Source organism: Mycobacterium sp. AZCC_0083, assembly GCF_014202335.1.
Taxonomy (GTDB): Bacteria; Actinomycetota; Actinomycetes; order Mycobacteriales; family Mycobacteriaceae; genus Mycobacterium.
The window spans coordinates 271,164-294,270 of record NZ_JACHGP010000006.1 but is presented as its reverse complement, the minus strand read 5'-3'; the positions used below and the strand labels follow the sequence as shown (position 1 = coordinate 294,270).

The 23,107-nt window shown below is 66.4% G+C and carries 11 protein-coding genes; 5 read left to right on the top strand and 6 right to left on the bottom strand.

Annotated features, from left to right (window positions below):
* Nucleotides 1-215 precede the first annotated feature (215 nt).
* Nucleotides 216-11,357 (top strand): type I polyketide synthase, encoded by an 11,142-nt coding sequence (locus HNP02_RS16955; protein ID WP_184440423.1) that lies wholly within the window; start codon nucleotides 216-218, stop codon nucleotides 11,355-11,357.
* A 10-nt stretch (nucleotides 11,358-11,367) separates the two neighbouring features.
* Here HNP02_RS16955 and HNP02_RS16950 read toward each other — a convergent pair whose 3' ends face one another.
* Nucleotides 11,368-12,450, bottom strand: a complete 1,083-nt coding sequence (locus HNP02_RS16950) for a dihydrodipicolinate reductase (protein WP_184440421.1) — start codon at nucleotides 12,448-12,450, stop codon at nucleotides 11,368-11,370.
* 246 nt (nucleotides 12,451-12,696) lie between these two features.
* On the opposite strand from HNP02_RS16950, the gene HNP02_RS16945 reads away from it, so the two are divergent.
* On the top strand, nucleotides 12,697-14,532 hold the full coding sequence (locus HNP02_RS16945) for an acyl-CoA dehydrogenase (protein ID WP_184440419.1): 1,836 nt from the start codon (nucleotides 12,697-12,699) through the stop codon (nucleotides 14,530-14,532).
* A gap of 49 nt (nucleotides 14,533-14,581) precedes the next feature.
* On the opposite strand, the gene HNP02_RS16940 is transcribed toward HNP02_RS16945, so the two are convergent.
* The 4 genes from HNP02_RS16940 to HNP02_RS16925 form a co-directional block, all read right to left on the bottom strand.
* Nucleotides 14,582-15,022, bottom strand: a complete 441-nt coding sequence (locus HNP02_RS16940; protein ID WP_309241588.1) for a DUF2510 domain-containing protein — start codon at nucleotides 15,020-15,022, stop codon at nucleotides 14,582-14,584.
* Nucleotides 15,023-15,051: 29 nt separating this feature from the next.
* A complete protein-coding gene (locus tag HNP02_RS16935) occupies nucleotides 15,052-15,699 on the bottom strand; it encodes a response regulator transcription factor (RefSeq protein WP_184440417.1) in 648 nt (215 codons plus the stop codon).
* Entirely contained in the window at nucleotides 15,696-16,985 is a 1,290-nt protein-coding gene (locus HNP02_RS16930) for a sensor domain-containing protein (protein WP_184440414.1), read from the bottom strand. Before HNP02_RS16930 ends, HNP02_RS16935 begins: the two co-directional genes overlap by 4 nt.
* Nucleotides 16,986-17,223: 238 nt before the next feature.
* Nucleotides 17,224-18,144, bottom strand: a complete 921-nt coding sequence (locus tag HNP02_RS16925) for a TIGR03564 family F420-dependent LLM class oxidoreductase (RefSeq protein ID WP_184440411.1) — start codon at nucleotides 18,142-18,144, stop codon at nucleotides 17,224-17,226.
* A gap of 42 nt (nucleotides 18,145-18,186) precedes the next feature.
* Here HNP02_RS16925 and HNP02_RS16920 point away from each other — a divergent pair, with 42 nt between their 5' ends.
* Nucleotides 18,187-19,317 (top strand): TDT family transporter, encoded by a 1,131-nt coding sequence (locus tag HNP02_RS16920; protein ID WP_184440409.1) that lies wholly within the window; start codon nucleotides 18,187-18,189, stop codon nucleotides 19,315-19,317.
* Nucleotides 19,318-19,434: 117 nt separating this feature from the next.
* On the opposite strand, the gene HNP02_RS16915 is transcribed toward HNP02_RS16920, so the two are convergent.
* Nucleotides 19,435-20,748 carry an acetyl-CoA C-acetyltransferase gene (locus tag HNP02_RS16915; RefSeq protein ID WP_184440407.1) on the bottom strand — a complete coding sequence of 438 codons (1,314 nt, stop codon included), beginning with the start codon at nucleotides 20,746-20,748 and terminating at the stop codon, nucleotides 19,435-19,437.
* A gap of 85 nt (nucleotides 20,749-20,833) precedes the next feature.
* Between HNP02_RS16915 and HNP02_RS16910 the strand changes: the two genes are divergently transcribed.
* Together HNP02_RS16910 and HNP02_RS16905 are read left to right on the top strand one after the other, a co-directional pair.
* The gene (locus HNP02_RS16910) at nucleotides 20,834-22,186 is read left to right on the top strand and encodes a 3-oxoacyl-ACP reductase (protein WP_184440405.1); all 1,353 of its coding nucleotides are present in this window, start codon (nucleotides 20,834-20,836) and stop codon (nucleotides 22,184-22,186) included.
* Between the two features lie 17 nt (nucleotides 22,187-22,203).
* The gene (locus tag HNP02_RS16905; RefSeq protein WP_309241587.1) at nucleotides 22,204-23,064 is read left to right on the top strand and encodes a MaoC/PaaZ C-terminal domain-containing protein; all 861 of its coding nucleotides are present in this window, start codon (nucleotides 22,204-22,206) and stop codon (nucleotides 23,062-23,064) included.
* The last annotated feature ends 43 nt before the right edge of the window (nucleotides 23,065-23,107 follow it).

Sequence of the window (23,107 nt, the reverse complement as noted above, 5' to 3'; positions counted from 1 at the left end):
ATTGGCTGGCTCCGGGGCCAGCATCACCCGTTGCTGGCTCAACATACCCTCGGGTCGACGGTGGCCGCCCGCGCCGGCCCGACCCCGGAGCGCGACGCCGCGCATGGCACAGGTCCGCGTGCAATAGTGTCCGTCGGGGGTTAAGTCGATTCTCGGGCGCGACAGGTGTCCCGAAAAGTCACGTTCTGACCGCCGATGCAAGGAGGGACAACGGCATGGGTTCTGCCCCACAACCGATCGAGTCAGCCCCGCGTTTCGCAATCGTCGGCTATGCAGCCCGTTTCCCGGGCGCACCGGATGCCGACGCGTTCTGGGACGTGCTGCGCGAGGGCCGTGACGCGGTATCGGAGGTGTCCAAGGACCGCTGGGACGTCGAAGAATTCTTCGACCCTGAACCCGGCGTGCCCGGCAAGGTCGTGACCCGCCGTGCAGGTTTGGTCGACGACGTGACGGGGTTCGACGCGCCGTTCTTCGGCATGTCGACGCGCGAGGTCAGGTGGATGGACCCGCAGCACCGCCTATTGCTGGAGACGGCGTGGCGCGCGGTGGAGCATTCGGGCACCGCGCCAACGGCTTTGGCCAACACCAACACCGGCGTGTTCGTGGGTTTGGCCACCCACGACTACCTGGGAATGGCATCCGACGAGCTGGCTTACCCCGAGATCGAGGCCTATCTGGCCATCGGGACGTCGAATGCCGCAGCAGCGGGACGGATCAGCTATCGGTTGGGGCTGCAGGGCCCCTCGGTCGCCGTCGACACGGCGTGCAGCTCCTCACTGGTGGCAATCCATCAGGCGTGCCAAGCGCTGCGCTTGGGAGAATGCGACCTCGCACTGGCCGGCGGCGCGAACGTCCTTCTCACCCCGGCCACCATGATCACTTTCTCCCATGCGCAAATGCTCGCGCCCGACGGGAGATGCAAGACATTCGATGCGGCCGCAGACGGTTACGTGCGCGGCGAGGGTTGCGGCGTCATCGTCATCAAGCGGCTTGAGGATGCGATCCGCGACGGTGACCGGATTCGCGCCGTGATCCGGGGTAGCGCGATCAACCAGGACGGCGCATCTGGTGGCTTGACGGTGCCGAACGGTGTTGCCCAGCAACGAGTTATCGCCGATGCGCTGAAGCGCGCCGGCGTCGCACCCAGTGATGTCGGATACCTGGAGGCACACGGCACCGGAACATCGCTTGGCGATCCGATCGAGGCCCAGGCCGCCGGTGCGGTGTTCGGCGTTGGCCGCGAGGCGAATCGGCCACTCTTGATCGGCTCGGCGAAGACGAATATCGGACACCTGGAAGCAGCCGCGGGTATCGCGGGTGTCATCAAGGTCATCCTGTCGCTCGAGAACGAGTTACTGCCACAGCACCTCCACTTTCAGAACCCGTCGCCTCACATTCCCTGGGACCGCCTTGCGGTGCAGGTCGTGCAGGAGGCCACCCCCTGGGAGCGCAACGGCCTGCCACGCATTGCGGGAGTCAGCTCGTTCGGATTTGCTGGGACCAACGCGCACGTCATCCTCGAGGAGGCACCCGAGGAAGCAGCCGCTGTCGCACTCAGTTCGCTCGGGGACCCCGAGCAGGATGTCGCCGCCGGGGCGGCTCCGCGCTTCAGCGTTCTTCCGCTCTCCGCGCGGACACCCGCCGCATTGCTGCAGGTCGCCGATCAGTACCGCAGCTGGTTGAGCGCGCACCCGGAGGCCACCTTGGCCGACGTGTGCTTCACCGCCGGGGTGGGTCGTGCGCACTTGGAGCACCGGGCCGCGTTGGTGGTCAATTCGAGGGAATCTGCCATCGAGCTACTCGGCGCGCTCGCGGACGACCGGCCGGCAACCGGTCTGGTCCGCGGAGAATCCCATGACACGCCGAAGACGGCGTGGCTGTTCACCGGTCAAGGCAGCCAGTACCCCGGCATGGCCCGGGAGTTGTTCGACACCGAGCCGGTGTTCGCCGAGACGCTGAATCGTGTCGCGGCAGCGGTCGCCGACGTTCTCGAAAAGCCGTTGTTGGACGTGATTTTCGATACAGGGGCGAGCGAAGCGACGGGAGAAGGTGGCGACGGCGACGAAACGCTGCGGCAGACCTCCTATGCACAGCCCGCCTTGTTCGCGGTGGAGCTGGGCCTGGCTCGGCTCTGGCAGTCGCGGGGCTTCGAACCCGACGTGGTGCTTGGCCACAGCGTTGGCCAGTACTCGGCGGCCTGCGTCGCTGGCGTATTCAGCCTCGAGGATGGCGCGCTGTTGATGGCCGAGCGCGGCCGCCTCTTCGGCAGCTTGCCTGCGGGTGGTCGGATGGTCGCCGTGTTCGCCGCCGCGGAGCGTGTCGAGAGCCTCGCCGACGAGTTCCCGACTCTGTCGGTTGCCGCCTACAACGGCGCCAACACCGTGCTGTCGGGACCCGCACGGGAGCTGGAGCAGGCAGTGGCCGGGCTGGTGGGCGACGGTGTCCGGTGTGACTGGCTGGAGACCAGCCACGCGTTCCACTCAGCGCTGCTCGACCCGATCCTCGATGAATTCGAGTCGTATGCACAACGATTCAATTTCGCGCCACCACAACGGATTCTGATTGACAATCGCACCGGCGCCGCACTCGGCAGGAGTGTGAAACTCGATGGCGCCTACTGGCGTCGTCACGCGCGCCAACCGGTGGAGTTCGCCAAGAGCGTGCAAACCCTTGCCGAGCTGAATTGCAAGGTGCTGCTCGAGATCGGCCCACAACCGGTGCTCACCGCCGCTGCCCTGCGGGCATGGCCCGACCCGGCCACCGCACCGCGCGCGATTGCGTCTCTGCGTCGGAACACCGCCGACCACCGACAGGTCACCGAAGCCGTCGCCGACGCGTACGTCCTTGGCCACCTGCCCGAGTTCGCCGCATTCCGGCAGCCGCACGCGCGAAAGCTCGACCTGCCCACCTACCCGTTCGAACATCGCCAGTACTGGTTTCGGGACAATCGTGATCCCGCCAGCCAGCAGCAGCCCGTTTCCGCGCGTACCCAAGCCGTCCGCCTTCTCGAGGATGGCCGGATCGAAGAACTCGCGACCCTGCTCAACGGTGCGAGCGGTGACCACGACACCATGAACGTGCTGACCAAGCTTGCGGCACAACACAACCAACAACGGATGACCCAGGCAACGGCGGACGACCGCTACGAGTTCCACTGGGAGAAATCCACTGCTCCGAATTCCAGCGCGGAAACCGGCGACGGATCCGCCTGGATCCTCATCGGCGATGATCCCGACGCCGTCCAGCCTCTGGTCGACGTGCTAACTGCACGTGGCGACCGGCACCGGATCGTCGGGTTGCCTGCGTCCGACGCGGACGAGGAACAGCTCGCGGTCACGTTGCGCGTTGCGGCAGTTGATGATCCGACGACACGTATCGTGCATTTCGCCGCCCTCGGTTCCGGCGATGCACCGTCGATGCGGTCACTGTTGCGGATGCAACACAGAATCCTTGGCGGAACACGGCGGATCTTCCGTGCCGCGATCGCCGCTGAGTTGCGCAGACCCATCTGGTTGGTGACCCGCGGCGCGCAACGAGTCACCGACGCGGACACCGTGTCGCCCGATCAGAGTTGCCTGTGGGGATTCGGTCGTGCCGCCGCGCTGGAGGTTCCGCAGGTGTGGGGCGGACTGGCCGACTTGTCGGCAGGCACCGGGGCGAGCGCAGCGACGGGAAGAGTCACTGCCGACGAATGGTCACGGTTCGTCGACCACGTGGTGGCAACGCCGCGCGAGTCGGCTTCCAGGGAAGACCAAATCGCGCTGCGTGAACGCGTTGTCTATGTCCCACGGCTCGTCCGTCGGGTTGGGCAGCCAAACGCCACGCCGTTGGAACTGCGGGATGACGCAACGTATTTGGTGACCGGAGGCCTCGGATCCATCGGGCTGGAGATCGCCGGATACCTGGCCGCGCGCGGCGCCAAGCACCTGGTGCTGACCAGCAGGCGCGCGCCAAGCGATGCCGCGCAACAGCGCATCGACGCGCTGGGCGAACAGCACGGCTGCGAGTTCCGGGTCATCGCTGCCGACGTCGCCGATGCGCACGACGTCGCACGCCTCTTGGCTACTGTCGGGGCCGAGCTACCGCCGCTGGCCGGCATCGTCCATGCCGCTGGGGAGCTTGGCACCACCGCGTTGAGCAACCTTGATGACTCCGAAGTAGATCGCATCTTTGCTGGGAAGGTATGGGGTGCTTGGCATTTGAGTGAAGCGGCCGCCGACCTGAAGCTGGACTTCTTCATCAGCACCTCTTCGATCGCCTCGGTGTGGGGCGGATTCGGTCAGACCGCCTACGGTGCGGCCAACGCCTTTCTCGACGGGCTGGCCTGGCGCCTGCGGGAGCAGGGCATCCCAGGGATCAGCGTCAATTTCGGTCCATGGTCGGCGGGCATGGCCGACGCGGAGTCGCGTGCGCGACTGGAGAAGCGAGGCGTCCGGACACTGTCACCTGCCGATGCACTGGCAGGACTGGCCGACGTCGTGGCGACCTCTGGTGCGCAGGGCCCGGCACAAGGGGTCGTGGCCCGGATCGACTGGGCCCGTTTCCTTCCGCTCTACCAGCAGGCCGGGAAACGCGCATTCCTGGCCGAGTTCGAGAGCGAGGTGCCCGAAACGGCGCCTGCGCCAACCGCGTCCGGAAAGAACCCGTTCGTCGAGCGGCTCACCAATGCTCCAGTGCAGCAGCGCAAGAAGCTCATGACGGATTACCTCCGCGACGCGGTGGCAGAGGTGACGCGCGTCGATGCTTCGGAGATCCGCGAGGACGAGGGATTCTTCGACCTCGGCATGGATTCGCTGATGGCTGTCGAATTGCGGCGCCGCATCGAACAAGGGGTGGGCAAGGAGATCCCGATCACCCTGGTGATGGATCACCCCAGGGTGTCCGACGCGGCCGACTACCTGCTCGGCGAGGTGCTCGGGCTCAGTGCGCAGGCTTCCACCAAACCTCAGCTCGCGTCAGTTGCGTCGACGCCCGCGGACGAACCCATCGCGATCGTCGCGGTGTCGTGCCGTTTCCCCGGCGCGCCCGACCCTGAAGCCTTCTGGGACGTACTGTTCGGCGGCGTCGACGCGATCCGGGAAGTCCCTGAGGACCGATTCGACATCGACGAGTTCTACGACCCGGATCCAGAGGCTCGTGGCAAGACCTACACGCGCTTCGGCGGATTCCTCGACGGGATCGATGGATTCGATCCCGAATTCTTCGGCATCTCCCCGCGCGAGGCCGTCTGGATCGAGCCGCAGCAGCGACTGACGCTCGAAACGGCATGGGAAGGTCTCGAAAGGGCCGGATACTCGCCAGCAGCCCTGCGCGGGAGCCAAACCGGCATCTTCATGGGTGTCGCCGCCAACGAGTACGCGCATCTGCTGTCGTCGGAGTCGATCGACAAGATCGAGCCCTACTTCATCACCGGCAACGCGCTCAACGCCATTTCCGGTCGGGTTGCCTTCGCGCTGGGACTCGAAGGACCGGCGATGGCGGTCGATACCGCATGCAGCTCGGCGCTGGTGGCCGTCCATCAGGCCGTCCAGGCCTTGCACTCCGGTGACTGCGACTTGGCGCTGGCCGGCGGTGTGAACGTCTTGCTGAGTCCGGTGACGGTCGTCGCCGCCTCACGCGCCAGGATGCTTTCGCCAGTCGGGCGGTGCAAGACGTTCGACGCTTCCGCCGACGGCTATGTGCGCAGCGAAGGTTGCGGAATCCTCGTACTCAAGAGGCTGAGCGACGCGGTGCGCGATGGCGACCGGGTCTGCGCGGTCATTTCCGGCAGCGCGGTCAACCAGGACGGCGCTTCCAGTGGTTTGACGGTGCCCAATGGTGGTGCACAGCAACGGCTCATCGGGACGGCGCTGGCTCGCGCCGGTCTGGCAGGCGGGGATGTCGACTACCTCGAGGCGCACGGGACGGGCACCCCGCTTGGCGATCCGATCGAGGTGCAAGCCGCCGCAGCCGCCTACGGCGGGTCGCGTGACGCGGACCGCCCGTTGCTGATGGGATCGGTGAAATCGAATATCGGTCACACCGAGTCGGCGTCTGGCGCAGCAGGTCTGATCAAGGTCGTGTTGTCACTGCAGCACGAAATGCTGCCGCAGAGCCTGCACTTCGACAATCCGTCGCCGCACATCCCGTGGGACTCACTGCCGGTGAAGGTCGTGGACAAGGCGATTCCGTGGCAGGCCAACGGCAGGCCGCGACGCGCAGGGGTGAGTTCCTTCGGATTCACCGGCACCAACGCGCACGTGCTGATCGAGGAAGCGCCTGCGCAAGAGGCGGAACCTGCAGACTCGGCTGACTACGTCGCGATCGCCACGGAGCTCGGCGCTGACACGCAGCCTGCCGTCAACGTGCTGGCGCTGTCCGCGCGGTCACCGGAAGCACTGGTGGCGTTGGCGCAACGCTACGACACCTGGTTGACCGCCCACCCGGATGCCGACCTGGCCGACGTATGCCTCACCGCTGGGGCAGGCCGTTCGCACTTCGAACATCGCGCCGCGCTGGTCGTCGATTCGATCGAGGGTGCGCGTCAGGGCCTGGCCGAGCTGGCCGAGAACCGCCTGCGACCAGGTGTCGTCCGTGGCGAGCACACGAATCGCCCGACGACGACGTGGTTGTTCACCGGGCAGGGCAGCCAGCATCCTGGCATGGCGCGTGAGTTGTTCGACACGGAGCCGGTCTTCGCCGAGACCGTGACACGCTGCGCGGAGGCGGTCGAGGGCATGCTGCCGCGGCCGTTGCTGGAGGTAATGTTCGCCAGCGATCGTAGAGTGCCGGAGGACGCCCAAGAAACACTGCGGCACACGTCGTTTGCCCAACCGGCGCTATTCGCCGTCGAGATGGGCCTGGCCCGTCTCTGGCAGTCGTGGGGCATCGAGCCCGACGTGGTGTTGGGGCACAGCGTTGGCCAGTATGCAGCGGCATGCGTGGCCGGAGTCTTCAGCCTCGAGGACGGCGCACGCCTGATGGCCGAGCGCGGCAGGCTGTTCGGCAGCCTGCCAGAAGGTGGACGAATGGTGGCGGTCTTCACCGACGCCAAGCACGTCGAGGAGATCGCAAGCGAGTTCCCGCGAGTATCCATCGCCGCCTACAACGGACCCAACACCGTCGTGTCGGGTCCAGGTGAGGATGTGGAACAGGTCGTCGCCAAGTTCGAGGACGAGGGGATCCGCTGCACCTGGCTCGACACCAGCCACGCCTTCCACTCGGAATTGCTGGATCCGGTGCTCGACGAATTCGAGAAGTACGCCGCGCAGATGCAGTTCGCCGTACCGACGTTGCCGCTGGTCTGCAACCGAACCGGCGCGGTACTCACGGCCCAGACCCCGCTCGACGCGGGGTACTGGCGGCGGCATTCCCGCCAGCCCGTGCAATTCGCCGAAAGTGTGCGCACCATCGCGGGGCTGGGAAGTTCGGTGTTGATGGAGCTCGGTCCGCAACCGGTGCTGACCGGGGCTGCGGTGCAGGTCTGGCCGGAGCACTTGGCCGCGCCGCGGGCGATCGTCTCGCTGCGCAAGGGCGTTGGCGACCGGCGCCAGATCGCCGACGCGCTGGCCGCGGCCTACGTCGGTGGCCACAGGCCCAATTTCGCCAGCCTGCATCGTGGGCAAGGTCGCAGACTCGAATTGCCCACCTATCCGTTCCAGCGCCGTCGCTTCTGGCCCAAGACATCCGGCATCGCCGGCTCCGATGGTTACGGTTCCGGTGCTTCAGGGATTCTCGGTAGTGCAAAGGACCTTGCCTCCGGCGACTCCGTCTACACCAGCAGGTTGTCCGTCAAATCGCAGCCATGGCTGTCCGATCACGTCATCTACGGCACCGTGGTCGTCCCAGGGGCGACGTACGCGGCGATGGCCCTGGCCGCCGTCGGTCTGCCGGCTGGGGTGAAGGATGTCTTCTTCTACGAGCCGATCATCCTGCCCGAGAAGAGTTCTCGCGAGGTGCAGCTGACATTGCATCCACTGGAGAACGGCAGCAGTTCGACGTTCGAGGTGCACAGCCGCCCGTACGGCGTCCGTGATGCCGAATGGTCGTTGAACGCCGAAGGCACCATCGTCACCGGCGCCTCGGACCTCACAGCCGAGCCGGCGTCTGAGCAGGCGGAGCCCGTCGACGCGGCAATCGAGCGGCTGAACCGCATGCGTCCTCAGGATCTGTTCGGGACGTTCGCCGACCTGGAGCTGGCATGGGGACCAACCTGGTCTGGTTCCCTGAAGTCGCTGTGGCTTGGTGAGGGTGAGGCGATCGGTGACATCGTCGTCGGCGAAGAACTCACCGAACATCTCGGAACCGAACCGATGCACCCGGTGCTGATGGACCTGTGCACCGGAGTCGCCTTCCCTGCGTTCCCGGCGCTTCTCGCGGCCGAACAGGGTGTGAACGATCTGTACTTGCCGTTGCGGTACGGGCAAGTGACGCTGCGCGAGAAGATGCCTCGGCGGTTCTATTGCCGGGCGAGGTGGCACGAGAGTGCCCTCGACAGCGAAACCCAGGTCTTCGACCTCGATTTCGTCGACCGAGATGGCCACCAGCTGGGTGGAATTCGCGAGTTCACGGTCAAACGCGCGCCCCGCGAGGCGTTGTTGCGCGGGCTCGGTGGCGATGTCACCCGGATGCTGTACACCCTTGGTTGGCACGAGGTGCCACCGGCGGCTCCAAGCGACGGCGCCGAGAAGGCGAACGGCACCTGGTTGATCGCCAATTTCGATGCGTTGGCCGACAAGGTGCCTGGCTGCATTCCCTTCGACCGAACCTCGGATCCAGAACTCTTGGGACCGTTGTTGGCACAGGCGCACCAGCGCGGCGCGGGGTTCTCTGGAGTCGTCTGGCGCAGTACCGGCCGGAGCCCAGAGGAGTCGAGCGTCGACGTCGCCGAGCGGATCGAGACCGAGCTCGCCAACCTGCTGAGCGCCGTACACACCGTGCAGGGCGGCTCAGAAAACGGCAGCGTGAAACTTCCGAATGGACTGTGGATCGTCACCGAGCAGGCCGTGGCATGCGAGTCCGGCGAACCGGTCGATCCGGTGCAGGCCGCGCTGTGGGGGTTCGGGCGCACGGCGATCAACGAGGAGCCTGCGCTGCGCTGCCGACTCGTCGATTGCGACGGATCGCCTGAGGCCGTGCACGCACTGGCGAACCTGCTAGCCACACCGGTTGACGAGCCGGAACTCGCACTGCGGCAAGGCAAGCTCTTGGCCTCGCGGTTGCTGCCATGGTCGCGCAGCGGTCATCTCACGGTGCCGCGCGGCAGCGATTACGTCTTGGCGCCCACCGAACGCGGCGCGATCGACAACCTGCGGCTGACCGAGACGGACGTGCCGCTGCCTGCCGAGGGTTACGTACAGGTCCGGGTGGAAGCCGCGGGTCTCAACTTCCGCGACGTGCTCAACGTGCTCGGGCTCTACCCGGGTGATCCCGGACCGATCGGCGGGGACTTCGCCGGCGTCATCACACAGTTGGGTAATGGCGTCACCGGACTCGAAGTCGGCCAGCGCGTCTACGGTTTCATGCAGGGCGCCTTCTCCAGCCGGTTCAACGTGCCGGTCCAGTTGCTGGCGCCCATTCCCGACGGGGTGAGCGCGGTGGATGCGGCCACCATTCCCGCCGCGGCGCTCACGGTCCGACTCGCATTCGACTGGGCGCAGTTGCGACCCGGTGACCGGGTGCTCATCCACGCCGCCAGCGGCGGCGTCGGGCTCGCCGCGATCCAGATGGCGCAGCAGCACGGCGCCATCGTCTTCGCGACGGCAAGCACCTACAAGCGCGAGACCCTGCGCAAGATGGGCGTGAAGTACGTCTACGACTCGCGCACAACGGATTTCGCAGACCAGATCCTGACCGACACCAACGGCGTCGGAGTCGACGTCGTGCTCAACAGCCTGACCAACGAGGGGTTCCTCGAAGCGACCGTGCGAGCCACCGCCCAGAACGGCCGTTTCGCCGAGATCGCCAAGCGCGATATCTGGACGCACGAGCAGATGGGTGCGGCGCGTCCCGACATCGACTACGAGATCGTCGCACTGGACGTGACCACCCTGCAGAACCCCGCGCACATCAAGCGGCTGTTGACCGAGGTGTCCGACGGGTTGGCGAAGGACGAGTGGGCACCGCTGCCCGCCGAGATCTATCCAGTGACGGAGGCCAGAGCGGCGTTCCGCCGCATGCAGCAAGCGCGGCACATCGGGAAGATCGTGGTGCAGATCCCGACCCCGCTGCAGCCGCGTGCCGATCGGACCTATCTGATCACCGGCGGACTCGGTGCAATCGGTCTGCACACGGCCGCGTATCTGGCCCAACTCGGCGCAGGGGACATCGTGTTGACCAGCCGGCGCGCGCCCGACGCGGATGCGCTACGGGTCATCGCGGAGCTCACCGAGCGCTACAAGTGCCGCATCCATACCTTCGCAGCCGATGTCGGCGACGAGTCCGAGGTCGAGAAGCTGCTGGACCGCATCCGTGCGGAGTTGCCGCCGCTCGCCGGAGTGGCACATTTGGCCGGCGTGCTCGACGATGCGCTGCTGTCGCAACAGTCCGTGGAACGCTTCCGAACGACGTTGGCGCCCAAGGCGTTCGGCGCCCTCCACTTGAACCGTCTTACGGAGGACGACGAGCTGGACTTCTTCATCGTGTCCTCATCGGTGTCCAGCTTGTTCGGTTCACCAGGACAGTCCAACTACTCGACTGCCAACGCGCTGCTCGACGGACTCGTCGCGCAGAGAAGGGCGAGAGGTCTGCCTGCGACCGGAGTCAACTTCGGCCCGTGGGCCCAGGGTGGCATGGCATCGTCGGAGGCGGCGCGCGCCAATATCGGTGCGCAAGGCCTGATCCCACTGGAGCCCTCGGTCGCGCTGGCCGCACTCGCCGAGGTTGTCGCCAACGGAACCGGGCAGGCAACCGTCATCAAGGCCAACTGGCAACGTGCCGCGAAGGTGCTTGGCAGTTCGCGTCCGCCGATTCTCGACCTCGTGTTGCCAAGTGCCGTCGGGGAGGTGACCGGTGACAGCGAGTTGCTCAAGCAACTGCAGGAGATCCCGGTGGCGCAGCGCGCCAGTTTCGTGACCGAGTTCCTTCAGCGCGAGGTGCAGAACTTCCTGCGGCTCGCGCAACCGCCCGCGGCAACCAGCCGCTTCCTGGACCTTGGTACGGATTCACTGATGGCGATCGAACTCCGCAACCGGCTGCACAGTCAGTTCGGCGGCGCGTTCACGATCAACGCGACGGCCGTATTCGACTATCCGTCCATCGGGGGGCTCGCCGAGTACCTCGTGGGTCAGCTGTCGGATGCCGAATCTCCAGCATCGCCGCAGGAGGGTGCACCGTCGGCCGAGTCGGAGGCCGTGGCGGCTCCCCAATCCGGAGACTGATCCTCGGCGATCAATCGGCCCAGCGCGTCGCCTCGACTTCATCCGGTAGCGGCGTGTGCAGCGGAACGTCCAGGCCGTCGTAGATGCCAGGCTTCTGGGTGGCCAGCCACTCGATGGCGCCGAGCAGCCGGTTGGCGGCCGTCGTATTGCCGCCGCCGGCGCGGTTGCCGCCAGGCAGATCGGCACGGCTGACGATGGTGAGCTGCGGGTCGCCGTCGACCACGACGCGGTGGTCGCCCGCACCCTCGTCGGGCTGTGGCCACTGCGGCGCACAGGACGGGTGGATACGGGTGATGTGGTCGACGACGATCCGCTTCTTGCCACCCGACCAGCCGATGATCTTCAGCCAGAACGCGCCTTGCGTGCCCTTCTCGAAGGGCCCCATCACGGTGTCGACCGATTCCTCGAGAGGCAGCCGCTCGAGCTCTTCGGTGATCTCGTCGATCTCGAGCCCCAGGCCGCGGCCGATGAGCCGGATGTTGCCGCCCCAGACCATGGTCGGGATGGAGGGCAACAGCATCATCGGCATCTCATCCATGGATCCGCCGAATCCGCACGACACCTTGACCGCATAGGGCTGGTCGTAGGTCGAGTAGTCGAAGATCTCCTGGCAGTAAATGGTCTTGATCCGCGTGCACAGCCCGGCCGCCATCACGGCCAGCGCGTCGTTGGCCCAACCCGGGTCGACGCCACTGACCAACAGCGTGGCGCCGCCCTCCTCTGCCGCAGCGGTCAGGCGGTCGACCCACTCCTTCGGCGCGGATCGGGGGTCGTATAGCGAGTACAGCGACGGCGTCACGACGTGGACGCCCGCGCGCAGGCAGCGCACGATGTCGTTGATCGCGTCGTCGGGACGGATGTCACCGGACGCCATGTAGGCCACGGCATCGCTGACCGACAGTGCGGCGTCGACGTCGGTGGTGGCGGTGACGCCGGTGGGTGAGTCCAGCCCGGCGAACGTCGCCGCGTCCCTGCCTTCCTTGTCCGGCGATGAGGTGATCACACCGGCCAATTCCAGCCCTGGAAAGGCCGTCACCGAACGGATCGCCGTCGACCCCATGTTGCCCGTTCCCCACACCGCTACACGCCTCATTCGAGACACCCTATCGGCCGACTCACAGGTTCTCGTGGCCGATATCACAATCCGACGAAGTCGCAGGTCAGAGCTATTTTGTTGGTACCAGTGGGACCCAATCAACCACTGGGTTACTTAGCTGGCAGAAATTTGCTCGAAGGGGCTTTGCGTTGAAGTTACCGAACGGTATAGTTGGCCGCAGTTACTGGTGGGTAACTTATCGTGAGTACCCAACCGCAGACGGAATCTCATCGAGGAGACATCGTGAGCCATTACAAGAGCAACGTCCGTGACCAGGTGTTCAACCTGTTCGAGGTATTCGGCATCGACAAGGCGCTCGGCGAAGGTCAGTTCAGCGACCTCGACATCGACACCGCTCGCGAGATGCTCGAGGAGATGAGCCGGCTGGCCGCAGGCCCGATCGCCGAATCATTCGCCGAAGGTGACCGCAACCCCCCGGTCTACGACCCCAACACTTTCTCGGTGACGCTGCCCGAGGCCTTCAAGAAGTCTGTGCGCGCCGTGCTCGACGCCGGTTGGGACCGGGTCGGTCTCGACGAGGCGCTTGGCGGCACGCCAACGCCCAAGGCACTGATGTGGGCGCTCAACGAGCACATCCTCGGCGCCAACCCGGCTGTCTGGATGTATGCAGGCGGCGCCGGATTCGCGAACATCTTCTACCACCTCGCCACCGAGGAGCAGAAGAAGTGGGCCGTGCTGGCCGCCGAGCGCGGCTGGGGCTCCACCATGGTGCTGACCGAGCCCGACGCAGGCTCCGACGTCGGCGCTGGCCGCACCAAGGCCGTCAAGCAGGACGACGGCTCCTGGCACATCGACGGCGTGAAGCGCTTCATCACCTCGGGTGACTCCGGCGACCTCTTCGAGAACATCTTCCACCTGGTGCTGGCCCGCCCCGAGGGCGCAGGCCCCGGCACCAAGGGTCTCTCGCTGTTCTTCGTACCGAAGTTCCTCTTCGACTTCGAGACGGGCGAGCCCGGCGAGCGCAACGGCGTCTACGTCACCAACGTCGAGCACAAGATGGGGCTCAAGGTCTCCACGACCTGCGAGCTCTCGCTCGGCCAGCACGACAAGCCCGCCGTCGGGTGGCTGGTCGGCGAGGTTCACGAAGGCATCGCGCAGATGTTCGACGTCATCGAGCAAGCCCGAATGATGGTGGGCACCAAGGCGATCGCGACCCTGTCGACCGGATACCTTAACGCGCTGGACTACGCCAAGAACCGCGTCCAGGGTGCTGACCTCACGCAGATGACCGACAAGGCCGCACCCCGCGTGACCATCACGCATCACCCCGACGTGCGTCGCAGCCTGCTGACCCAGAAGTCCTACGCCGAGGGTCTGCGCGCGCTGTACATCTACACCGCGACGTTCCAGGACCCCGAGGTTGCCAAGGCCGTGCACGGCATTGACGCCGACCTGGCCGTCAAGGTCAACGATCTGCTGCTGCCCGTCGTCAAGGGTGTCGGCTCCGAGCAGGCCTACGCGAAGCTCACCGAGAGCCTGCAGACCTACGGTGGCTCCGGCTTCCTGCAGGACTACCCGATCGAGCAGTACATCCGCGACGCGAAGATCGACTCGCTCTACGAGGGCACCACGGCCATCCAGGCGCAGGACTTCTTCTTCCGGAAGATCGTGCGCGACAAGGGTGTTGCCCTTGCCTACGTAGCGGGCCAGATCGAGCAGTTCATCAAGAACGAATCGGGCAACGGCCGGCTGAAGGCCGAGCGCGAGCTGCTGGCGACCGCGCTGGCAGACGTGCAGGGCATGGCGGCGACGCTGACCGGCTACCTGATGTCGGCGCAGGAGGATGCGGCGAACATCTACAAGGTGGGCCTTGGCTCGGTGCGCTTCCTGATGAGCGTCGGCGACCTGGTTCTCGGCTGGCTCCTGCTTGAGCAGTCGGCCGTGGCCATCGCAGCGCTCGACAACGGCGCAACCGGCGATGACCGCAACTTCTACGACGGCAAGATCGCAACGGCGTCGTTCTTCGCGAAGAACTTCCTGCCGCTGCTGACCAGCACCCGCCTGGTGATCGACACCATCGACAACGAAGTGATGGAGCTGGACGAGGCGTCCTTCTAAACCATCTCGAACCAAAATGCCCCCGCAGACCCCGGGGGCATTTTGCGGTTCAGAGGGCGTCGACTCCTGGCCTGCCGCCGTCGCTGACGTTCTCGGTCCATCGGCCGCCGTCCCACCAGCGCAGCTGGTGGCGCCCCGACGGGTCGCGCTGCCAAGAGCCGGTAGGCCCGGACGGGGCGGCGAGACGCTCCGAGAGGCGGCGGAACACCCGTTCGACATTCGTGGAGTTCTTGCCCCAGTCGACGAGGCCGAACTTCAGGGCCGACGTGACGGTGACCTCGACGGCGTCGGCAGCGACCGCCCGGAGCCTGACCTCGAGGTTCTCACCCCAGGTCGCCAGGTTCGCGCCGGACGACATCTTGACGAAGCCCGAGCCAGGATCAGCAACGCTCACCGTCATCGCCTCGGCCTGCGCGGTATCGCACACTGCGCGAAAGACGTTGTCGTAGTTACCCGGATACACGTGCGATTCTGTCTTGGAAATTGCCACCGGGACAGTATTCACGCACGCATTGACGGTCAAGAGTCGAGGTACGTCACCACCGCGAGCACGCGGCGGTGATGGGCCTGCGACGGTGGCAGGTCCAGCTTGGCGAAGATGGCCGAGACGTGCTTCTCGACCGCACGCTCGGTGATCGAAAGATGTTGCGCCAGCGCGCTGTTGGAATGACCTTCGGCCATCAACGACAGCACCTCGTGTTCGCGCGGGGTCAACCGGTCCAAGCTGGCGGACTTGCTGCGGCTGCCCATCAGCTGGCGCACCACCTCGGGGTCCAGCGCGGTGCCACCCGCCGCGACGCGGCGCACTGCGGCGTCGAACTCGCCGATGTCGGTCACCCGGTCCTTCAGCAGGTAGCCAACGCCTTCCGGCTGGTTGGCCAGCAGCTCGGTGGCGTACCGGGTCTCCACCCACTGGGAGAACACCAGCACGCCGACGTCGGGATGCGACCGGCGGAGCGACACCGCAGCCACCAAGCCCTCGTCGGTGAAGCTCGGTGGCATGCGGATGTCGACGATGACCACCTCGGGCGCGAATTCGGCCACTGCGTCGATCAATTCGCCTGCGGTGCCGACGTTCGCGACCACCTCGTGGCCCCGTTCGACGAGCAGTTGCACCAGCCCTTCGCGCAGGATGGCACTGTCCTCCGCGATGACGAGGCGTGTCACTGGCCGGCACCCGGCGGCACCACGACGGTCACCACGGTTGGGCCGCCCGCCGGGCTGTCGATCTCCAACCGACCGTCGAGCATGGCGAGCCGGTCCCGCAAGCCGATCAGCCCGGATCCGTTGCCCACCTGTGCGCCGCCGGAGCCATTGTCCTCCACGGTGATTCGCAGCTCGGCGGTGTCGCCGCCGATCCGCACGGCGATCTGGCTGGCACCGGAGTGCCGCGACGCGTTGGCCAGCAGTTCTGCCACGCAGAAGTAGGCCATGGTCTCGACGCCGATCGACGGTCGCGCCGGAAGGTCGACGGCAACATCGACGGGGATCGGGTTGCGCGCCGCAAGGGTCTGGATCGCCGGTCCCAGGCCGAGATCGAGTGCGGGCGGCCGGATTCCGCGAACCAGGTCACGCAGCTCGACCAACGTGTCCTTGGTGTTGGCCAGTGCGCCGGACACCAGTTCGCGGGCCAGGGGCGCATCGGATGACGTCGCGAGTTGCTCCTCGGCGCGCGCCAGCGCCATCGCCACGGTGATCAGCCGGGCCTGGGTGCCGTCGTGCAGGTCGCGTTCCACGCGGCGCAAGGTGGCTGCGGAATCGTCGACGGCATCGGCGCGAGCCCTTTCCAGCTGCACCATGCGACGCTCGCGGTCGGTCGGACCCAACAGCGCATTGGCCAGCCACACGTGGCCGCGACTGAGACCCCACATCACCCAACCCAGCAGGTACAGCGCGACGACACCGCCGATCGAGAGCAGCAGGTAGCCACCCAGCGAGTCAACGGGCTCGCCAAGGGTGACGAACGGCTCGTCTGAGATCAACCACACGACGGGCGATGTCACCAGCACCGCCGACATCGCGACACCGACGATGACGACGTAGCCGATCGGGGTCATCAGCACGGAGTGCAGTGCGAGGAATCCAAGGCTGCGCCACCCCACGGCATCGGTCAGGGCGGCCACCACCGACTGCAATCGGCCGGCAGGCCGGACGAACGGCGGCGGGGCATCGATCTCGGTTCCCGTCAGCCGGGCGAGCGAACGGTACAACCGGTTCCACGCCCGGCCGCTCAGCACCACCAATGCCAGCAGGGGTATGCCGACGAGTGTGACCATCAGCAGTCCAGACGCGAGACCGACGCAGAAGAGGAAGACGACCCCGACGATCGCGAGGACGCTGATCAGCAGGAAGTACAGGTAGGTCTGCCACGCCGGCTTGCGCAGCGGGGTGCGCAGCGTGTTGGTCCAATCGAATTCGGTGGGCGGCGCGGCGGTAATGGTCACGTGTCCCATCGTGGCCCGCCGTCGTACCCACGATCCATGGTGTAGCCCGGCGAATGACTGGTGTGGCTAGCTACACCAGATGAAGACATGAAGGCGGGTTCGGGAGGACACATGAGGGCGTCACATTAGTTCTCGCGCGTCCGGCTTTCGCCTCTTGGCCGGCACTTCGGACTGGTCACTCCCGAACCCGTCGTGCGATCGATCGTACGCCTGTGACTGCGGTCATACCAGAAGAAATTTTGGGCGCTCAGGAGTCCTTCGAGAGCAGCAGGGCGCGGGTGCGTTCGCGCACCTCAGGGGATGCATCGAAGACCACGGCGGAGAACTCGTCGACACCGAGCGCACCCAATTCGTCGAGGCGCTCGGACACGGTCTTCTCGTCGCCGATGATCGCTGCGTCCTCGGGGTTCGCGTAGCCCTCCCGGTCGAGCATCGCGCGATAGGCGGGCAGCGTTCCGTACAACGCGAACTGCTCGGCGGCCTGCGCTCGTGCGCCGTCGACATCGTCGGTGACGCAGATCGGCAGCCCCGCCACCACCGCAACCGCATCCTCCGGCCGTCCTGCCTCTGCGGCCGCAGCGCGAATCGTCGGCCCGATGTGCTCACCCAACGTCTTGGGTCCGCACATCCACGTCAACGTACCGGCCGTGCGCCTGCCCGCCACCTTCAGCATCTGAGGCCCGAGCGCGGCGAGGTAAACGTCGGGTGTCGGGGCGTCGGTGATCTGAAGCGCCCCACGCGCCGTCACCGTCTCACCGACCGCGTTGACCGGCTCCCCGGCCAGCAGCGGCTGGAGCGCATCGAGGTATTCGCGCATGCGGCGCAACGACTTGTCGTAGGGGATTCCCCACATTGCCTCGGTGACCGCCTGATGTGTCATGCCGAGGCCAAGAAGGAACCGGCCGCCCGCGATCTTGTTCAGCGTCAGGGCGCGCTGGGCGAGCAGCATCGGGTGCTGGTTCTGGATCGGTAGCACCGCGGAGCCCACCTCGACGGTGTCGACCTCGCGCAGGGCCACGGCCAACACGGTCAGGAGGTCGCCGTCGAACGGCATCTGAGCCATCCAGACCCGCCGGAAACCCTCGTCGCGCAATTTGGCAAGGGCTTCCACCGTGGAGTCGATCGGCGATGCACCGACAGCGCTGGCAAGGTTGATGCTGATTCGCATGGCTCCATCGAAGCACGTCCGTCCGTGTAACGATGAGCGGCGATGACGACCACTCAGACCCGGCTTGGGAACTTCGGCCCGAACTGGTTCGCGTCGGTGATGGGCACCGGGATCGTCGCGACGGCAGGGGCGACGCTGCCGATGCGGATACCCGGATTGCACGTGTTTTCCCGGGTCGTCTGGGTGGTCGCGGCGGTACTGCTGGTGATCCTCGTCATCGCGGTGACCGCTCAGTGGTTCCGGCACCCGACAGTGGCCCGCAGCCACGCGCACAACCCGCAGATGGCCCACTTCTACGGAGCGGCGCCGATGGCGCTGCTGACCGTCGGGTCAGGGGCGATCCTCGTCGGCAAGGATCTGATCGGCGCGCGCCTCGCCGTCGACATCGACTGGGTGCTCTGGACGGCGGGCACCGTCGGCGGCCTCTTCACCGCCCTGACCATTCCGTATCTGATGTTCACCGAGTTGAACGTCGCACCCGATGCGGCCTTCGGCGGCTGGCTGATGCCGGTGGTGCCGCCGATGGTGTCGGCTGCGGCAGGTGCCCTGCTGATCCCGCACATGGCACCCGGTACGGGGCGCACAACCATGCTCTACGGCTGCTACGCGATGTTCGGGCTGTCGCTGATCGCGGCGCTGATCATCATCTCGATGATCTGGAGCAGGTTGGCGCACTACGGAACGTCCGGCACGGCCAGGGTGCCCACGCTGTGGATCGTGCTTGGCCCGCTGGGCCAGGGCATGACCGTCGCGGGACTGCTCGGGACGAACGCCGCCATTGCCCTACCGACGGACCTCACGGGGCTCGCTGAGGGCATGAGCATCTTCGCGATCCTGTTCGGCGTCCCGGTGTGGGGCTTCAGCGTGCTGTGGATCGCACTGGCCACCTCTTTGACGGTGCGCACGCTCCGACGAGGCATGCCGTTTGCACTGACCTGGTGGAGCCTGACGTTCCCGGTGGGGACCTTCGTCACTGGGACCACCCAGCTGGCCATCCACACGGGGTTGCCCGCGTTCCGGATCGCGGCCGTGATCGCCTATGCCGGGCTGCTGGGCACCTGGGGCTTGGTCGCGGTCCGGACCGCGCGCGGCAGTCTGGCTGGCAGCCTGTTCCAGCCGCCTGCGAGCTCGGGTCCGGTCAAGGCCACGAAGGATCAACCGGCTGCGGGCTAGCCGGGAAAAGTAAGTGCCCCGTGTTGCCGTCGGGTCGGGGGGTCAGACGGCAACACGGAGCTACACACTTCATCGGCGCCCCCTGCCGGGGCGTTACACCGATCGCAAACTTTCTTTCTAGGCCTCGAGAATGGCCGTGACGCCCTGGCCGCCAGCTGCGCAGATGGAGATCAGGCCACGCACTGGGCGTGCCACGTCCCCATCCGAGCGAGCCTTCTTCTCCGCCAACTGCTTGGCCAGCTGAGCCACGATCCGGCCGCCGGTCGCGGCGAACGGGTGCCCGGCCGCAAGCGACGATCCGTTGACGTTGAGCTTGGCCCTGTCGATGCTGCCCAGTGCACTGTCCAGGCCGAGGCGCTCCTTGCAGTACTCCTCGGACTCCCACGCCGCTAGCGTCGCCAGCACCACCGACGCGAACGCCTCGTGGATCTCGTAGTAGTCGAAGTCCTGAAGGGTCAGGCCGTTGCGGGCCAGCAGACGGGGCACCGCGTAGGTCGGCGCCATCAGGAGCCCGTCGTCACCGTTGACGTAGTCCACCGCCGCGGTCTCGCCGTCGACGAAGTAGGCAAGCACCGGCAGTTTGCGCTCGGCGGCCCACTCCTCGGTCGAGAGCAACGCCACCGAAGCGCCATCGGTCAGCGGCGTCGAGTTGCCCGCGGTCATCGTGGCGTCGCCGTTCTTCACGCCGAACACGGGTCGCAACTTCCCCAACTTTTCTGGGGTGGAGTCGGCCCTGAGGTTATTGTCGCGGTACAGCCCGAGGAACGGTGTGACGAGGTCGTCGAAGAAGCCGCGGTCGTAAGCGGCGGCCATGTTCTGGTGGCTGGCGGCGGCCAATTCGTCCTGGTCGACGCGCTTGACGCCCATCTTCTTGGCCGTGATGGCGGCGTGGTCACCCATCGACAGACCGGTGCGCGGCTCGCCGTTGGTGGGGATCTCGACGCCGAGCGCTGCGGGCAACTTGCCGACCAGCTTGAGCCGGTCGACGTTCGACTTCGCGCGCCGCAGCCCGAGCAGGACGCGGCGCAGATCGTCACCGAACGCGATGGGCGCATCGGAGGTGGTGTCAACGCCGCCTGCGACGCCCGAGTCGTACTGACCGAGGGCGATGCCGTTGGCGACGGCGATGGTGGACTGGAGGCCCGTCCCGCAGGCCTGCTGCAGGTCGTAGGCCGGGGTGTGCGGGTTGAGCGATGTTCCGAGCACGGACTCGCGCATCAGGTTGAAGTCGCGGCTGTGCTTGAGCACGGCACCGCCGACCACCGCACCGAGTCGCTCTCCGCTCAGGTTGAACCGATCGATGAGCCCGGTCAGCGCCGCAGTGAACATGTCCTGGTTGGACGCATTGGCGTAGGCGCTGTCCGAGCGGGCGAACGGGATCCGGTTTCCGCCGAGGATTGCTACCCGTCGGGCAGCCTTGTTGTCAGACATAGGGGTCATACTACCCACCCTTCTTACTCTGGAGTAAGTTAGGTATTCGACACAAGAGTATCGATCCGCTTTGAAAGGCAACGCAGTGGCTACCGACCTGTTCTCACAAGTCGTCAACTCCGGGCCGGGATCCTTCCTGGCCAGGCAACTGGGCGTACCCCAGCCCCAGGACCTGCGTCGTTACCGGGCGGGCGATCCCCCGCTGGCCGGGTCGCTGCTGATCGGCGGCGACGGCCGCATCGCCGAGCCGCTGCGCGCCGCGCTGGCCGAGGACTACCAGCTCGTCGGCGACAACCTCGGCGGCCGCTGGGCCGATTCGTTTGGCGGGCTGCTGTTCGACGCGACCGGCATCACCACCCCCGAGGGCCTCAAGGCGCTGCACGAGTTCTTCACCCCGCTGTTGCGCAACGTCGGCGCCAGCGGCCGCATCGTCGTGGTCGGCACCACCCCGGAGCAGGCCGCGACCGTCGACGAGCGGATCGCGCAGCGCGCGCTCGAGGGCTTCACCCGCTCACTGGGCAAGGAGCTGCAGCGCGGCGCCACGATCGGCCTGGTCTACGTGTCGCCTGACGCGAAGCCCGCCGCCACCGGGTTGGAATCCACCGTGCGGTTCCTGCTGTCGGCGAAGTCGGCCTACGTCGATGGGCAGGTGTTCTACGTCGGTGCCGCCGATTCGGTGCCGCCCGCGGATTGGGACAAGCCGCTCGACGGCAAGGTCGCACTGGTCACCGGTGCGGCGCGGGGCATCGGCGCCGAGATCGCCAAGGTGTTCGCGCGCGACGGCGCCAAGGTGGTGCTGATCGACGTGGAACAAGCGGCCGAAGCGCTGTCGGAGACGGCGACCAAGGTCGGTGGGACGGCCCTGACGCTCGACGTGACGGCGCCCGATGCAGTCGAGAAGATCGCTGCCCACTTGTCCGAGCATCACTCGGGCAAGGCCGACATTCTGGTCAACAACGCTGGCATCACCCGCGACAAGCTGCTTGCCAACATGGACGACGCCCGCTGGGACTCGGTCATCGCGGTGAATCTGCTTGCCCCGCAACGCCTCGCGCAGGGCCTGGTGGCCGACGGCGTCCTCGGCGAGGGTGGCCGCATCGTCGGGTTGTCGTCGATGGCGGGTATCGCGGGCAACCGTGGTCAGACCAACTACGCCGCCACCAAGGCAGGCATGATCGGCATGACGCAGGCGCTGGCGCCCGAGTTGGCCGAGAAGGGCATCACCATCAACGCGATCGCCCCCGGCTTCATCGAGACCAAGATGACCGAGGCCATTCCGCTGGCCACCCGAGAGGCGGGCCGACGGCTCAACTCGCTGTTCCAGGGTGGTCTGCCGGTCGACGTGGCCGAGGCCATCGCCTACTTCGCCAGCCCGGCGTCCAACGCGGTTACTGGCAACACGATTCGGGTGTGCGGCCAGGCCCTGCTCGGGGCCTAAGAACTATGGTGAACATCGTGGCGCAACGCACAGAGGGTCAACCCAATGGATTGCTGAACCTGGTCAGGGCGGCAGCGGGAGCGTTGCCGTTCGTCCCGCGCAATGGCGCTCTGCCCGATCGCACGGTGGCCGTCGACGGGTTGGCCATCGACCCGACCAACGTCGCCGAGTACGCCGCGGTCACCGGGCTGCGGTTCGGCGACACCGTGCCGCTGACCTATCCGTTCGCGCTGACCTTCTCCTCGGTGATGGCGTTGGTGAGTGGTTTCGACTTTCCCTTCGCCGCAATGGGTTCGGTACACGTCGAGAACCGCATCACGCAGTACCAGCCGATCTCGGTCACCGATATCGTCGACGTGGCCGTGCACGCGGAGAACCTCCGCGAACACCGGAAGGGTCTGTTGGTCGACCTGGTGACGGACATCAAGGTCGGCAACGACACCGCGTGGCACCAGGTGACGACGTTCCTGCATCAGCAGCGGACCAGCCTGTCCGGCGAACCCAAGCCGGAGCAGAAGAAGCAGGCGAAGCTACCACCGCCGAACGCGGTGTTGCGCATCACGCCTGGCCAGATCCGCCGCTACGCGTCGGTCGGAGGGGATCACAACCCGATCCACACCAACGCGATCGGGGCCAAGTTGTTCGGCTTCCCCACCGTCATCGCGCACGGAATGTTTAGCGCTGCAGCAGTTCTGGCGAACATCGAGGGCCAGCTTCCCGACGCCGTCGAGTACGCGGTGCGGTTCGGCAAGCCGGTGCTGCTGCCTGCGCGGGCAGGCCTCTACGTCGACCGGACCGCCGACGGCTGGGACCTGACACTGCGCAACCTCAGCAAGGGTTACCCGCACCTGACGGGGTCGATCCGCGCCGTGGGCTGAGGGCAGCACGAAGTTCGCGTCGAACCTGGCGTTCAACACCCAA